This window comes from Microbacterium kyungheense, assembly GCF_006783905.1.
Classification (GTDB): domain Bacteria; phylum Actinomycetota; class Actinomycetes; order Actinomycetales; family Microbacteriaceae; genus Microbacterium; species Microbacterium kyungheense.
This window is the reverse complement of record NZ_VFPE01000008.1, coordinates 160352-175733: the sequence shown is the minus strand read 5'-3', so window position 1 is coordinate 175733 and position 15382 is coordinate 160352. Positions and strand designations below refer to the sequence as shown.

At 70.4% G+C, this 15382-nt stretch carries 14 protein-coding genes; 6 read left to right on the top strand and 8 right to left on the bottom strand.

Annotated elements, in window-relative coordinates; translation table 11 throughout:
* The 5 genes from FB391_RS19150 to FB391_RS19130 all read right to left on the bottom strand — a co-directional run.
* Positions 1-1951 (bottom strand): DUF8034 domain-containing protein (locus FB391_RS19150; protein WP_141896801.1); only part of this gene is annotated, 1951 nt, incomplete at its 3' end.
* A 3-nt stretch (positions 1952-1954) separates the two neighbouring features.
* Entirely contained in the window at positions 1955-2908 is a 954-nt protein-coding gene (locus FB391_RS19145) for a carbohydrate ABC transporter permease (RefSeq protein WP_141896319.1), read from the bottom strand.
* Entirely contained in the window at positions 2905-3858 is a 954-nt protein-coding gene (locus FB391_RS19140; RefSeq protein ID WP_141896320.1) for a carbohydrate ABC transporter permease, read from the bottom strand. The genes FB391_RS19145 and FB391_RS19140 overlap by 4 nt, the downstream gene beginning before the upstream one ends.
* A 119-nt stretch (positions 3859-3977) precedes the next feature.
* Positions 3978-5246, bottom strand: coding sequence for an ABC transporter substrate-binding protein (locus tag FB391_RS19135; RefSeq protein WP_141896800.1), 1269 nt, complete (start codon positions 5244-5246; stop codon positions 3978-3980).
* 78 nt (positions 5247-5324) lie between these two features.
* Positions 5325-6650 carry an alpha-L-fucosidase gene (locus FB391_RS19130; RefSeq protein WP_141896799.1) on the bottom strand — a complete coding sequence of 442 codons (1326 nt, stop codon included), beginning with the start codon at positions 6648-6650 and terminating at the stop codon, positions 5325-5327.
* 177 nt (positions 6651-6827) lie between these two features.
* Here FB391_RS19130 and FB391_RS19125 point away from each other — a divergent pair, with 177 nt between their 5' ends.
* The 6 genes from FB391_RS19125 to FB391_RS19100 all read left to right on the top strand — a co-directional run bounded on the left by FB391_RS19125 (position 6828) and on the right by FB391_RS19100 (position 12763).
* Positions 6828-8057 carry a hypothetical protein gene (locus FB391_RS19125; protein ID WP_141896798.1) on the top strand — a complete coding sequence of 410 codons (1230 nt, stop codon included), beginning with the start codon at positions 6828-6830 and terminating at the stop codon, positions 8055-8057.
* 245 nt (positions 8058-8302) lie between these two features.
* Positions 8303-8791, top strand: a complete 489-nt coding sequence (locus FB391_RS19120; RefSeq protein ID WP_141896797.1) for an FBP domain-containing protein — start codon at positions 8303-8305, stop codon at positions 8789-8791.
* A gap of 335 nt (positions 8792-9126) precedes the next feature.
* Positions 9127-10068 (top strand): ABC transporter ATP-binding protein, encoded by a 942-nt coding sequence (locus tag FB391_RS19115; protein ID WP_141896796.1) that lies wholly within the window; start codon positions 9127-9129, stop codon positions 10066-10068.
* Positions 10065-10886 carry an ABC transporter permease gene (locus FB391_RS19110; RefSeq protein ID WP_141896795.1) on the top strand — a complete coding sequence of 274 codons (822 nt, stop codon included), beginning with the start codon at positions 10065-10067 and terminating at the stop codon, positions 10884-10886. The genes FB391_RS19115 and FB391_RS19110 overlap by 4 nt, the downstream gene beginning before the upstream one ends.
* Positions 10887-10997: 111 nt before the next feature.
* Positions 10998-12161, top strand: coding sequence for a sensor histidine kinase (locus tag FB391_RS19105; protein WP_141896794.1), 1164 nt, complete (start codon positions 10998-11000; stop codon positions 12159-12161).
* The gene (locus FB391_RS19100) at positions 12158-12763 is read left to right on the top strand and encodes a response regulator transcription factor (protein ID WP_141896793.1); all 606 of its coding nucleotides are present in this window, start codon (positions 12158-12160) and stop codon (positions 12761-12763) included. Before FB391_RS19105 ends, FB391_RS19100 begins: the two co-directional genes overlap by 4 nt.
* 13 nt (positions 12764-12776) lie before the next feature.
* On the opposite strand, the gene FB391_RS19095 is transcribed toward FB391_RS19100, so the two are convergent.
* The 3 genes from FB391_RS19095 to FB391_RS19085 all read right to left on the bottom strand — a co-directional run bounded on the left by FB391_RS19095 (position 12777) and on the right by FB391_RS19085 (position 15360).
* Entirely contained in the window at positions 12777-13169 is a 393-nt protein-coding gene (locus FB391_RS19095; RefSeq protein WP_141896792.1) for a DUF779 domain-containing protein, read from the bottom strand.
* Between the two features lie 119 nt (positions 13170-13288).
* On the bottom strand, positions 13289-14839 hold the full coding sequence (exaC, locus tag FB391_RS19090) for an acetaldehyde dehydrogenase ExaC (RefSeq protein WP_141896791.1): 1551 nt from the start codon (positions 14837-14839) through the stop codon (positions 13289-13291).
* Between the two features lie 125 nt (positions 14840-14964).
* Positions 14965-15360, bottom strand: a complete 396-nt coding sequence (locus tag FB391_RS19085) for a VOC family protein (protein ID WP_141896790.1) — start codon at positions 15358-15360, stop codon at positions 14965-14967.
* Positions 15361-15382: the final 22 nt, after the last annotated feature.

Here is a 15382-nt window from a genome sequence, read left to right as displayed (position 1 = left end):
GCGCTCCTTCGAGACGGACAGACAGGGGAAGAGTGGATGCCGCACCCCGGTGCCGCGGCGTGACGCCCGAGTTCACCGTGTGCAGGGTCAGGTCGGCGCGGTGCGCGGGCGGCAGCTCGACGACCACGGCGTCTTCGCCGGCATCGAGCTCGCGCGTCACTGACACGGGATGCCCGGGCGTGGACGCGTACGCCGTGCTGCGGCCCGGATACACGCCGTCGGCGGACGTGTGCGCGGTGACCGACGCGATGCGCCGCTCGCCGAACCGCGAAGCCCGCACCACCACGCGGCGAGCGCGGGTGGTCGAGGTGTTGACGAGGGCGAGGTCGAGGTCGTCGCCGTCCAGACGCGACACGAGCGCGGCCACGTCGGGCGGCAGCCCCGGGCGGGAGGCGTCGGCGTCCTCGTACACGACGGCGGCGAACGGCAGACCGCCGTTGTAGAGCACCTGCGGGGTGCCCGAGACCAGCTGGCTCAGCACCTCGGTGACCACCGGGTTCACGCGCTGCCAGAAGTGCAGGTGCGCGGCATCCGGATCCGTCGGAGCGCCCTGCATCAGCGCGACGCGACGCGCGACCTGACCCAGCGCCATCTCGAGCGCGCGCTCGGGGTAGTCCGGCAGCTCGCCGTCGAGGAACGCCAGCCACGGGGCCTCGTGCCCCGCCTCGGCCTTGTCGCGGAACGGCTTGACCCGCTCGGCCATGGCCGGCAGGCCCTCGATCGCTCGACGCAGCCGGGCCAGGTCGTCGTCGCGGCGCGACCACCACCACAGCCACAGCGGCAGCTCGAGCGGCATCGGGCCGTAGTCGAACCAGCCGTGGCGCCCGAACCGGTGGGGCACGAGGAGTGCGGGGGTGGCGGCATCCTCACCCCACCGCGCGAGCCAGCCGCCCCGCAGACTGAACGGGGTCTCGGCGATGGGGGCCACGATCGCGTGGTCGAGCACGGTGTCGAGCACGGCGCGCGCCATGTCGAGCGCGGCGTCGTCACCGGTGACGAAGGCCTCGTTGATGCCGGCGATGACGGTGGCCATGCCCACCGAAGGAAGACCGTGCGGCCAGGTCCAGCCGTAGTGCCCGCCGTGCCAGCGTCCGTCGTGGAGTCCGCCGACGACACCGTCAGGCGACACGTTGTCGGGGATGAGCCCGGCGTTCTCGGCCGCGCGGGCCCGCCAGCCGTCGACGTAGGTGCGCAGCCACTGCGCCGACGCCTCGTCGCCGTCGTACAGCCAGCGGTTGGCGACGAGGCTCGTGGCGGCGAGGTTGACGGCGACGTCTCCGGCGGCCGCGCGGTGCATCGCCTCGCCCATCGCGGTCGCGCGCGCGGGATCGGCCAGGTCGTCCCATTCGTCCACGCCGGGCACGTAATCCAGCGGCAGCCCGTACGGACGCATCTCGCGGCGGTCGGCCGAGTACGGCTCAGGCTCGTCGCTGAGGCCGGGGCGCGGGCCGAGGGCGCCGTTGTGGGGCGCGGTGATGATGTTGTGGATGCTGTCGTAGTTGCCGTGCGCGGCATCCACATACAGCTGCGCGAACCGGCGCGCCCGCTCGGCGAACGCGGGATCGGCGGGGTCGGCCGCGCACAGCGCGTAGAAGAAGATGAGCGACTCGCCCTGGTGGAACCAGTCGTAGCCGTTCTCGTACTCGCCCGTGACCATGCCGGCAGCGGCGAGCTGCGCGGTCACGCCCTCCCAGTGGCGCTTCGCCGCGGTGAGCACGTCGTCGCTGCCGCCGAGCAGGTAGAACGCCGGCCAGTTGAAGAACGGCTCGTACAGGTCGTCGACGCCGTCGCGGTCCTCGAAGACCGCGTCGAACCTCAGCCCGCCGTCGGGGCGCGTGAAGGTCTCGGAGAACAGGCGCCAGGCGTCCTCGATCTCGGCGAACAGACGGCGCTGCAGAACGGCCCAGGCGGGGATCGCCGTCAGCGGGCGCGCGGGAACGGGCTCCGGCATCCGTCAGCCCTTCGTCGCCCCGGCGGCCAGGCCGCCGATGATGTGCCGCTGCATGATGATGAAGAAGATCACGGCCGGCGCGATCGCCAGCAGCAGCGTCGGGAACAGCACCGTGTAGTCGGTGGAGTACTCGCCGACCGCCGCGTACACGCCGGTGGTCACCGTGTACACGCCGGACCCCGGCCCCAGGATGATCTGCGGGCTGACGAAGTCGTTCCACACGCCGATCGAGTTGAGCACGATGATCGTCGCCACCACGGGACGCATGATCGGGAAGATGCACGACCAGAACGCGCGCATGCGGCTCGCGCCGTCCAGCGCCGCGGCCTCGTCGATGTCGCGCGGGACCGTGCGCAGATACGCGGCGAACAGGAAGATCGTGACCGGCAGCGTCGCGGCCGTCTCGAACAGGATGAAGCCGGGGATCGTGTTGATGAGCCCGAGCACCCGCAGCACGAACACCACCGGGATGAGCGTCACCTGGCCGGGGATGAACAGGCCCGACACGAACACCACGAGCAGCGCCACGTGCCAGCGGGTGCGACCACGGGCGATCACATACGCGACCGGCGCCGACAGCACGATGCAGAAGAAGTTGACGAGCGCGACGAACAGCAGCGTGATGCCGTAGGCGCCCACGACGTTGAACTTCTCGCTCGTGATCGCGTTCCACAGGTAGTCGAACGTGAACATGTCGGGCGTGATCAGCAGCGGGTGCAGCACGATGTCGGCCTGCGGCTTGAACGCGCTGATGAGCAGGATGTACATCGGCACGAGCATGATCAGCGCGAGGGCGCCCAGCAGCACCCACTTGACGATCGACACCGCGAGCGGCGTGCGCTCGGCGGCGGAGCCCGGGCCCCGGCGGCGACCGCTGCGCCGCGGCTTGCGTCGCACATCGGCGAGGTAGACCTCGCCCGCGATGCTCGGGCCGGTGGTCTCGGTCGAGATGGTCATGATTCGCTCGCCTTCTGGTCGGCGCCGCGACGGGCGAAGGTCACGGCCAGGCCGATGACCGCGGTCACGACGAGCAGCACGATCGACTGCGCCGCGCCGAACCCGAGGTTCGCGTGCGCGAACGAGTCACGGAGGATCTGGTACACGATCGTCTGCGTCGAGGCGGCGGGACCGCCGTCGGTCAAGGCCAGGATGATGTCGTACGCCTTGAGCAGGCCGACGAGGGTGAGCACCAGGTTCACGGTCACGACCGGCGCGATGAGCGGCACCGTGATGCTCTTGAACTGCTGCCAGCGGGATGCACCGTCCACCGTGGCGGCCTCGTAGTACTCGGCGGGCACCGACTTGATGCCGGCGAGGTACAGGATCATGTTGAAGCCGAAGTGCGACCACACGATGGTGGCGATGACGCTCACCTTGGCGAAGGTCACATCGGTCAGGAACGGGAGGGGACTCACCCCGAACTGCGTCAGCAGCGAGTTGATCGCTCCCTGCGGCGACAGGATCGCCGACCACAGGAACCCGATGATCAGCGCGCTGATGATGTACGGGTAGAAGAAGATCGTGCGCATCACGGTGTTGGTGCGCGTGTTGCCCGCGATGAGGGCGGCCACGCCGAGCCCGATGCCGTTGCACAGGATGGTGCCGGCCACCGCGATGACGGCGGTGAAGGCGGCGGCGTCGAGCGTGCGGGGGTTCTTGAACGCCTTGGTGTAGTTCTCCAGCCCGATGAAGTCGAAGTGCAGGCTGTACCCGTTCCAGTCCGTGAAGCTCAGCACCACGGCCAGCAGCATCGGGATGAGGAACATCGCGATGAACACGATGAGGGCGGGGCCGGCCATGATCGCGCCGGAGAGGCGGTCCTGCCACGAGGTGAGCCCGCGCCGGCGGGAGGTCGCCGCCGCCCGGGAGCTCGTGGTGCCCGCGAGGCGGGCCACGGTATCGGCCATGTGAGTCTGCTTTCGTGTCGTCATCGAAACGAGGGATGCCGGGGGTGTCGGGGTTCCCGGAAGGTTGCCGCCGCGCCGGCTCGGCAGCGCTCATGCGTCACCGGCGCGGCGGCAGGTCATCACTGGATGTTCGCGGCGAACCACGCGTCCATCGAGCTGTTGACGTCCGCGGCGGGCGTTCCGCCCAGCAGCGCCTGCGTCTGCGTGTTGATCTCGCCCGAGTAGCCGTCGGGCAGCTTCTTCTCGCCGTAGCCGCCGCCGGTCGGGGTGTACGACGACGCGGGCGTGTCGGACACGATCTGCAGCAGCTCCTTGCCGAGGTCGGTCATGTCGTACTCGTAGCCGTCGCGGTAGTTGCCGTCGACCTCCAGCTGGCTCATGACGGCGTCCTCGTCGGTGACGAGCCACTCCACGAGCTTGGCCGCCGCGTCCGCGTGCTCGGACTCCTTCATGATCACGTACGGGCTCGCGATGTTCGCGCCCATCGCGGGGTCGTCGACGCCGTCCACCGCAGGGCCGCGGAAGACGCCGATCGGGGCCGGGTCGGTCGCCTTCGCCTCGCTGCCGACGAACCAGCTGCCCATGGGGTACAGCGCGGCGCCGCCGCTGAGGAACGTCTGCTCGGCGTCGACGTACTTCACGCCGAGTGCGTCGGCGTTCGTGTAGCCGTCGGCGATCCAGTCGGCGTAGAGGTCGGTGTAGTCGCCGTAGCTCTTGGTGAACGTGGTCTTGCCGGAGTTCATGTCGGCGTACCAGTCGGGGTTGTCGCCCACGACCGAGGGGAGCGCGAGCGTCTGCAGCGCGTGGCTCGACATCCAGTCGCCACCGGTCTGGATCGGCGTCCAGCCGGCGTCCTTCAGCTTGGCCAGATCGTCGGTCAGCTCGTCGACCGTCGTGGGGACCTCGTCGATGCCCGCGGCGGCGAACGCGTCCTTGTTGTAGAACCACAGGCTCTGCAGCTGCACGCCGACGCCCGCCATGTAGTACTTGCCGTCGATCGAGTACTGGTCGGCGAGCGGGCCGCTGGTGGCCCAGTCGTAGTCCGACAGGTCGACCAGCTCTTCTGCGAGCTCGGGCGAGGGCGCCACCGACTGCACGATGTCGGGCGCCTGGCCGGCGGCGAGCAGGCGCGGCACCGCGGCGCTCACACCCTCCTGACCGGGGTTGTCGATCACGACGTCGATGTTCGGGTTGGCGTCTTCGAAGGGGGCGACCAGCTCGTTCCACCAGTCCTCGGTGAGGTTCGGGGTCACGTTGACGAGAACGCGCAGCTGGATCTTCTCGTCCTTGCTCTCACCCCCGCTCGGGGCGGCCGAGGAGCAGCCGGCAAGAAGCGTCACGGCGGCCGCTCCGGCGCCGATCGCAGTGAGGGTACGTCTGGTGATCATCGTCGATCCTCTCGTGGGCACATCATCGGGACGGGTCGAACATACACTAATCGATAATCGGTTATCAACAATCTGTGCTCACGATGCGGCGAATCCAACGACGGCGGGTCCCGCGGACTCGGCAGGCACGTCGATGACGAGCACGCCGCCACGGCGCTCGGCCCACACCGGCTCACCGTCGACGGTCACGGCGGTGGCGGCATCCACCCCGTCCGGAGCCGCGATCTCGACCCGACCGCTCGCGTCGATGATCGCGTTGGCGCGCGCACCGGTGCGCGTCCAGCGCACCCACGGGTCGTCGGAGGCCAGCGCCCCGGCCAGCGGTCGCGAGCCGAACACCGCGTCGCCGTGGCGGGCGTTCCACGCGCCGAGCGCGCGGAGGGTCGCCGCCTGCGGCTCGGGGAGGGTCCCGGATGCCGTCGGCCCGACGTTCAGCAGCAGGTTCCCCCCGCGCGACACGACGTCGACGAAGAGCCGGACGGCGGCGGGTCCGTCGAGGTTGTGCTCGGGTCCTTCGAGGCGGTTGTAGCCGAACGAGTACCCGATGCCGCGGCAGTTCTCCCACACCTCGGCGGACTCACTGGAGCGATGGGCCTCGTACTCGCTCGTGAGGTAGTCGGCGTGCACGCCGCCCCAGCGGTCGTTGACGACGCCGTCGGGCGCCGCCGCGTAGAAGCGGTCGAACACGTCGGCCAGGCTGAACGGACCCGGCGCGTGTCCGGCGGTCGGCCAGCCGATGTCGCCCCACAGCAGGTCGGGGCGATACCGGTCGATCAGGTCCACGACGTGGTCGTGCGCGTACTGGGCGTACTCCGCGCTCGTGGGCACGACCAGCTGCTCGTCGGACTCGATCGGCGCGGCCGGGGCCGCGTGCCAGTCGAGCCCGCCGGAGTAGTACGCGCCGAATCGCAGCCCCGCCGCACGCGTCGCGGCGGCGAACTCGCCGACGAGGTCGCGCCGGGCGCCGCGGGCGACGGTGTTGCGGCCGCCGGTGTGCGGGGCGTCCCACAGCGCGATGCCGTCGTGGTGCTTGGTGGTCGGCACGACGTAGCGTGCGCCGGCCTCGGCGAACAGCGCCACGAGCGCGTCGGCATCGAACGCCTCGGCCTTCCAGTCGTCGAGGAAGTCGTCGTACGGGCGTCCCCGGTAGGTCGTCCGGTGATGCTCGGCGGCAGGACTCCCCTCGATGCGGATCGTGTTGGCGTACCACTCGGCGTACGGGTTGTGGCGGTACCACCGGGTGTCGTCGATCGTGCCCAGTGCGCCGATCGGCTCGGCCCACGCGGGCACGGAGTACGCACCCCAGTGCACGAAGATGCCGAGCTTGGCGTCGCGGAACCAGTCCGGCACCGGCCTCTCGAACCGCTCGTACCCCTCGGGCCGGGTCTTGACGTCATGGTCCATCTGCGGGTCCTCCTCGCCGGTTCCCGCGTCGGCGCGGGCCGGTCCTCGATGCTATCGATAACCGATCACTCCAGACCCGCGAGAGGATGCGTTTCCGCGGGCTGATCGGCGGGAACATCTCCTTCCGCGAACCCCGTGGACGCCGGGTGGATGCCGCACCGCGGGTAGCGTGGCGGCATGACGTCCCCGGCCCCGGCCCCGCCCGCGTTCGACGCGCGGCCCCTCGTCGAGCCCGTGCCGCCCGGAGCGGCGCACGCCTTCGTCCAGGAGCTCAAGCGGAGCGGGCGCCTGCCGAGCGGCTCTGCTGCCGTGATCGTGTTCGTCGTGGTCGGGATCGTCGTGCTGTTCGGATTCGGGACCGTCGCGGTGTCGCTGATCACGGCGGTCTTCGCGACCATTGCCTCGGCGATGGCGGGGAGCGGCGAGGCAGCCGGGTTCGGCATCGTCGGCGCGTTCCTGCCGGTGCTGTTCATCGGCGCGATCGTGACCGTCGCCGTCGTGGTCGGCGTGCGCCTGGCGCGCAGCGGCGAGGAGCGCATGTACCGCCTCGACCGGTTCGCGCGCGCCAACGGCATGTCGTACGTGCCCCGGTTCGACGACCCGGGGCTGCCGGGGATGATCTTCTCGCTCGGCAGTTCACGCAACGCCACCGACCTCGTGCGCGGCGAGCGCCCGCGGTTCGTGGAGTTCGGCAACCACGCCTACACGACGGGCTCGGGCAAGAACAAGACGACGCACAACTGGGGCTACGTCGCCGTCAAGCTCGACGTGCCGCTGCCCAACATCGTGCTCGACGCGACGAGCAACAACTCGCTGTTCGGATCCAACCTGCCCGCGTCGTTCGACAAGGACCAGCGACTGAGCCTCGAGGGCGACTTCGACCGCTACTTCGACCTGTACTGCCCTGCCGGCTACGAGACCGATGCGTTGTACCTGTTCACGCCCGACATCATGGCGCGCTTCATCGACCACGCGGCCGCCCTCGACGTCGAGATCGTCGACGACTGGCTGTTCCTCTACTCGCGACGCCAGTTCTCCACCCTCGACCCGGCCACCTGGGCCTGGCTGTTCTCGGTCGTCGGCGCCCTGCTCGACAAGTTCGCGCAGTGGGCGCGCTGGCGCGACGATCGCCTCGCCCACAGCTCGCCGGTTCAGGATGCCGTCGTCGCAGGCATCCCGCAGACCGCGGGCGCCGGCATCCCGAGCACGGCCGCCGCTCAGTCGGTCCCGTTCGTCGCGCCCCCGCAGTCGCTGCGGCCGCCGCCCGGGGTCGCCCCGCAGGGCCGCCGGCTGCGCCAGCGGGTGCCGTGGCCCGCGATCGTCGTGATCGCCGTGTTCGTCCTGTTCTGGATCCTCTCGCAGGCGGGCGTCTTCGGCGCGCTGCTGGGCGGTCTGTTCGGCGGCTGATCCGCCGGCGCCGGCATCCAGCCTCCGCGGAGGGGCATCGGCGTATGCTGTCGGGCGTGCAGAACTCGGTCACGACGCCCCGCGGGCGTAAGGGGGTCCTCGGCGCTCGACGCGCCGAGGGGATGTAGCTGTGCGCGTCACCCGGTCCTCGACCAGCGGTGACGCAGCCCGCATCATCCGCGAGCCGTCGGCTTGCGGCATCCCATCGTTCGCCGAATCCGGCGATCCTCGTGAATCAAGGAATCATGCACGCATTCACCGAGAAGGACATCCGCGCGTCCTTCGTCAACGCCTCGCTCCGCGAGCGCAATTCGCTCATCGTCCCCGACCTCGCGCACGTCGAGTGGGACAAGCTCGACTACTTCGGCTGGCGCGACCCCAAGCAGCCCCTCGCGGGCTTCCTGGTGGTGGCCGTCGACGACACCCCCGTCGGCATCCTGCTGCGCCAGACCGAGCAGCGCACGCGCACCCGTGCGCAGTGCTCCTGGTGCGAGGACGTCACGCTGCCCAACGAAGTGGTGCTGTTCAGCGCCAAGCGCGCCGGCAAGGCCGGCCGCAACGGCGACACCGTCGGCACCCTGCTGTGCGAGAACTTCGAGTGCTCGGTCAACGTGCGCCGTCCGGTGCCGCCCGCGTACCTCGGGTTCGACGTGAAGGCCGCGCGCGACCGGCGCATCGCGGCCCTGCGCGACCATGCCGTGGGCTTCGCCCGCGACATCCGCGACAGCGCCTGACGCCGGGGCCTGTGGATGCCGCCGCCCTGGGCCGCCCGCGCCGCTGCGGCGCCGGTCGGCCCCGGCGCCAGCGCCGCCGCCCCGGGCCGCCCCGCGCCGCCAGCGCCGCCCGTCGGCCCCGGCGGCGGCATCCCCTTGTCCCGATCATGTGCTCTCGCCGAGCGCACACGCAAAGTGCGCGCACGACATGTCGTCTCGGCGAGAGCACATGATCGCGACGGGGGGAAGACGGGGAACGGGGACAGGGGCTGGTGGCACCAGCCATGACGGATGTCACGGGGACGTCGTGACGCACGTGTGAGGGTCCGGGGCCGGCCCGCCGCGACCATGGAGACATGGAGATCACACAGACCACGACGGCGACGCGGAACGCACCGCGCGCGACCCCGCAGTGGGCCGTCGACGCGACGGACCTGCACAAGGGCTTCGGTGCCGTGACGGCCGTCGACGGGGTGACGCTGCAGGTGCGCCCGGGCGAGATCGTCGCGTTCCTCGGCCCCAACGGCGCCGGCAAGACCACGACCATCGACATGATGCTCGGGCTGTCGCAGCCCGACTCGGGCGCCGTCACGGTGTTCGGCGAGTCGCCCCGCGCGGCCATCGCCCACGGCCTCGTGAGCGCCGTGCTGCAGACCGGCGGACTGCTCAAAGACATCACGGTCCGCGAGTCGCTCGACCTCACCGCGAGCCTGTTCGCCGACACGCGCCCCATCGCCGAGGTCATGCAGCGCGCCGGCATCAGCGAGATCGGCGACCGGCTCGTCGGGCTGTGCTCGGGCGGCCAGCAGCAGCGGCTGCGCTTCGCGATGGCGCTGCTGTCCGACCCGGGCCTGCTCATCCTCGACGAGCCCACCACCGGCATGGACGTCGAGGGCCGCCGCTCGTTCTGGAACGCGATCCGCGCCGACGCCGCCCGCGGCCGCACGGTGCTGTTCGCCACCCACTACCTCGACGAGGCCGACGAGTACGCGGACCGCATCGTGCTCATGAGCCGCGGGCGCATCGTCGCCGACGGCACGACCGCCGAGATCAAGAACCTCGTGTCGGGACGCATCGTCCACGCCACCCTGCCCGGCGCCGACCCCGTCGCGATCGCCGCGCTCCCGGGCGTCGAGGACGTCGAGACCAAGGGCGACCGCGTCGCCATCCACACCAAGGACTCCGACGCCGTCGCCCGGCACCTGCTGACGCAGACCGCGGCGCGCGACCTCGAGATCACCGCCCAGAACCTCGAGAGCGTCTTCCTCGCCCTCACCTCGGAAGGGGACAAGTCATGACCACCGCCACCACCGCGACCACCGACCGCGTGCAGCTGGATCGCCGCGTCCCCCCGTTCGGCGGCTTCAACCTGACCTATCTGGGCATCGAGCTCAAGCGCAAGCTGCGCAACCGGCGCACGCTGATCTTCACCGTCGCCTTCCCCATCGTGATGTTCGTCATCATCGGCCTGCCGCTGCGCGACACGCAGCTCACCGCCACCCCCATCGCCGACGGCGGCCCCTCGGTGGCCGCGTACATCATGGTGTCGATGGCGATGTACGGCGCGATGATGTCGGCCACGCAGACCGGCGCCGCGGTCGCGGTCGAGCGCGCGCAGGGCTGGAGCCGGCAGCTGCGCCTCACGCCCCTCAACCCGCTCGTCAACGTGCTCATCAAGATGATCGCGGGCATGCTGTTCGGCGTGATCGCCATCGTGGCCACGTTCGCCGCAGGTGCGATCGCCGGCATCCAGCTCTCGCCGATCCAGTGGATCTCGACCGGCCTGGCCGCCTGGCTGCTCGCCGGCGCCGTCTTCACGACCCTCGGTCTCATGGTCGGCTACATGGTGCGCAGCGAGAACGTCGCCCAGATCACGAGCCTCGCCATCGTGGTGCTCGCCTTCCTCGGCGGCCTGTTCTACCCGGTCGAGACGATGCCCGAGTTCATGCAGGTCATCGCCAAGTTCACGCCGGTCTACGGCATCAGCGAGATCGCCCGCGAGCCCCTCACCGGCTCCTCGTTCGACGCCCTGGCGCTCATCAACGCCATCCTGTGGCTCGGCATCTTCGTCGCCGGCACGGTGTTCTTCTTCCGCCGCGACACCAAGCGGGTGTGAGAACGGCAGGTGGATGCCGGCGGCCCGGGCCGCCGGCATCCACCTCTCGCATGTCATGGCGCTGAGCGCGGGTGCGACGGGTCCTAGGGTGAGAGGTCGAGAGGTGAGAGCGTGAGCGAAGGCTCGGAACGGCAGGCGTGGGGGCCGCTGTGGATCATGCGTCCCGGCGGCGGACGCCCGATCGACGGCTACCGGGTGCCGTCGGTGCTGTGGTCGATGGCGGCGCTGCGCTGGTACATCGGCGGCGGCATCTCGCTGCTGTGGATGTTCAGCGCGGGCACCGAGATCATTCACGTCGCCTCGTCGGCGGCCTCGGCAACGCTCGGCATCGCGGTGCTCTGCGTCTACTCCGTGGCGTTCCTCGTCGCAACCCCGATCAACTGGACCCTCCCGCGCGCGCAGCGGGCGGTGCCGATCGTGACGGTGTTCGCACTGTCGTTCGCGCTGTGGCCGTGGCTCGGCTGGGGCATCGGCACGCTGTGGACCTACGTGGGCGTCGTCATCGCCACCGCGCTGCTGCCGTGGCCGGTGACCTGGATCTCGATCTTCGGTCTGGCCGCGCTGGCGCTGCTGTTCGACGTGATCGACGCCGGCTGGAACGCCGACGTCCTGTGGGTACCGGCGATCATCGCCTCGATCTCGCTCATGATGGCCGCGTTCATGCGGTCGATCGACTCGCTCGGTCGCATGCGGATGGCCCAGCGCGAGGTCGAGCGCCTGGCCGCCGAGCGGGAGCGCGGCCGTGTGGCCCGCGACATCCACGACATCCTCGGGCATTCCCTCACCGTGATCACGGTCAAGACCGAGCTCGCGCGACGGCTCATCGACGCCGACCCCGAGCGTGCGAAGGCCGAGCTCAGCGAGGTCGAGGCGCTCTCGCGCGGCGCCCTCGCCGACGTGCGGGCGACCGTGGCGGGCTTCCGCGGCGTGAGCGTCAGCGGAGAGCTCGCCGCCGCCCGCGTCGCCCTGGCCGCCGTCGACATCGCCCTGGACGCCCCCGCGACGACCGACGCCGTGGCGCCCGAGTACCGCGAGCTCGCCGGCTGGGTGGTGCGCGAGGGCGTCACGAACGTCGTGCGGCACGCACACGCCGGCCGCTGCCGCATCCGCCTCGAACGCGGGCGCATCGCCGTCGAGGACGACGGCGTCGGTCCGCTCGACGGTGCGGCCGGGACCGGCCTGACCGGTCTTCGCGAGAGGGTGGATGCCGTCGGCGGATGCCTCTCAGTCGGCCGCAGCGATCTCGGCGGATTCCGCCTGGAGGTGACGCTGTGATCCGGCTGCTGATCGCCGACGACCAGGCGCTCGTGCGCGGCGCCCTGTCGGCCCTGCTCGGACTCGAGAGCGACATCGAGGTGGTGGCCGAGGTCGGCCGCGGCGACGAGGTGGTGGCGGCGGCCATCGCCGCGCAGGCGGACGTCGCCCTGCTCGACATCGAGATGCCCGGCATCGACGGGATCGCCGCGGCAGCCGCGCTGCGCGACGCCTGCCCGTCGTGCCGCGTGCTGATCGTCACGACCTTCGGTCGCCCCGGATACCTCGCGCGGGCGATGCGCTCGGGCGCTTCCGGCTTCGTCGTGAAAGACACCCCGGCCGCCCAGCTCGCCGACGCCGTGCGCCGCGTCGCACAGGGCATGCGCGTCGTCGACCCCGCCCTTGCGGCGGATTCGCTCGCGCAGGGGGTCTCGCCCCTCACCGAGCGCGAGACCGACGTGCTGGCGGCCGCGCGCACGGGCGGCTCCATCGCCGACATCGCCCGCATCCTGCACCTGTCGGAGGGCACGGTGCGCAACCACCTGTCGAGCGCCATCGGCAAGACGGCCGGCCGCAACCGCGCCGACGCCGCGCGCATCGCCGACGAGAACGGGTGGCTCTAGGCGCGCACTGCGGTCAGCCGCGCAAGCCGAAGTGGTCGAGCTCGGCGTCGTCGAGCATGCGGGAGCGGATGATGAACCGGTTGCCGGTCGGGCCCTCGACACTGAAGCCGGCACCACGGCCCGGCACGACGTCGATCGTCAGGTGCGTGTACTTCCAGTACTCGAACTGCGCGGCCGAGATGAACACCTCGATCGGTTCGTGGAGGCCGACGTCGAGCTCCCCGAGCCGCACGTCCGACGGACCGGTCATGAACATCCCCACGGGGAAGCACATCGGGGCGCTGCCGTCGCAGCAGCCGCCGGACTGATGGAACATCAGCCTGCCGTGCTGAGCGGTCAGTGCACGGAGAAGGGATGCCGCAGCATCCGTCACCGCCACACGCGAGTACGTGCGGGTCTGTGCCATCGGAACTCCTCGGTGTGCCAGTAGCCGGGGGACCCGGGCGGAGCGTCTGGGGCGCTCCGCCCGGGCCGGGGAAGGGCCGGTCGCGCAGCCCCCCGGAGGCGCGCCCGGCCCGTGAGGGCTCAGAAGAAGCCCATGCCGCCTTCGGCATACGACACGAGCAGGTTCTTGGTCTGCTGGTAGTGGTCGAGCATCTTGAGGTGGTTCTCGCGCCCGATGCCGGACTGCTTGTACCCGCCGAAGGCCGCGTGCGCCGGGTACTGGTGGTACGTGTTCGTCCAAACGCGCCCGGCCTCGATCGAGCGGCCGGCGCGGTAGGCGGTGTCGCCCGAGCGGCTCCAGACGCCGGCGCCGAGCCCGTACAGCGTGTCGTTGGCGATCGAGATGGCGTCGTCGAAGTCGTCGAAGCTCGTGACCGACACCACGGGCCCGAAGATCTCCTCCTGGAAGATGCGCATGTCGTTCGTGCCCTCGAAGACCGTCGGCGCGACGTAGTAGCCCTCCGAGAGGTCGCCGCCCAAGTCGACCCGCTCGCCGCCCGCGAGCAGTTTCGCGCCGCCGGCCTTGCCGATCTCGATGTACGACAGGATCTTCTCGAGCTGGTCGTTCGAGGCCTGGGCGCCGATCATCGTCGCCGGGTCGAGCGGGTTGCCCTGCACGATCTTCGAGACCCGGTCGAGGCCGTCGCCGAGGAACCGCTCGTAGATCGACCGCTGGATGAGCGCGCGCGACGGGCACGTGCACACCTCGCCCTGGTTCAGGGCGAAGAACGTGAAGCCCTCCAGGGCCTTGTCGTAGTACGCGTCGTCGGTCGAGCGCGCGACGTCCTCGAAGAAGACGTTGGCGCTCTTGCCGCCGAGCTCGAGGGTGACAGGGATGAGGTTCTGCGACGCGTACTGCATGATGAGGCGGCCCGTCGTGGTCTCGCCCGTGAACGCGACCTTGCGAATCCGCTTGTGCTGCGCGAGCGGCGCACCGGCCTCGATGCCGAAGCCGTTGACGATGTTGACGACTCCGGCCGGCAGCAGGTCGCCGATGATGTCGAACAGGAACAGGATCGACGCCGGCGTCTGCTCGGCGGGCTTGAGCACCACGCAGTTGCCGGCGGCGAGCGCCGGGGCGAGCTTCCACGTGGCCATGAGGATCGGGAAGTTCCACGGGATGATCTGCCCGACCACACCCAGAGGCTCGTGGAAGTGGTACGCGACGGTGTCTTCGTCGATCTGGCTGAGGGAGCCCTCCTGCGCGCGCAGCACCCCGGCGAAGTAGCGGAAGTGGTCGACGGCGAGCGGGATGTCCGCGGCCAAGGTCTCGCGGACGGGCTTGCCGTTCTCCCACGTCTCGGCGACGGCGATGCGCTCGAGGTTCGCCTCGATCCGGTCCGCGATCTTGTTGAGGATGTTCGCGCGCTCGGACGGCGTCGTGCGCTTCCACGACTCGAACGCCTTCCATGCGACGTCCACGGCGCGGTCGACGTCTTCGACGGTGCCGCGGCCGACCTCGGTGAACGGCTTGCCGGTCACCGGCGAGATGTTCTCGAAGTACTGGCCCTTGATCGGCTCGACGAACTCGCCGCCGATGTAGTGCCCGTAACGGGGGCGGTAGTCGGCGATCGAGCCGCGCTGCCCGGGGGCGGCGTAGACGCTCGAGACGCCCTCTTCGACGATGGTCATGCTGGTCTCCTTCGACGCTTCGGCGACGGTCGTCGTCACCTGCGAAGAAGGTAGGCCGCGCAACGTTGCATCGCGTTGCGCGGCCTGTCGGGCACGATCGTCGGGCGACGGGAGCGAGACGCGCGTCAGGCTCCGAGGCGCTCGCGCACCCCCGCGAAGTGGACATTCTCCATGACGCCCAGAAGATTGCCGAACGGATCGACGACGGATGCCGTCACGAACCCTTCGCCGCGCACCGTGACCGGCTGGAACTCGGTCGCGCCCCGTTCGAGGAGCGACGCGTTGACGGCCGCGACGTCGTCGACCTGCCAGTAGAGGATCGGCCCGCCCGGCACGGTCGCCGCATCCGGCCGGTAGGCGGCGTCGATGATGCCGAACTCGTGCTCGTACGGCCCGACGCGGAACTCGACGTAGCCGGCACGGCGGAAGTAGGGCTCGATGCCGAGCACGTCGGCGTACCAGGCGGCCGCGGCGTCCAGGTCGGCCGAGTAGACGTTCTGGGTGGCGAATCCGTTGAGCATGAGGGTTCCTCTCTGTGGTGAA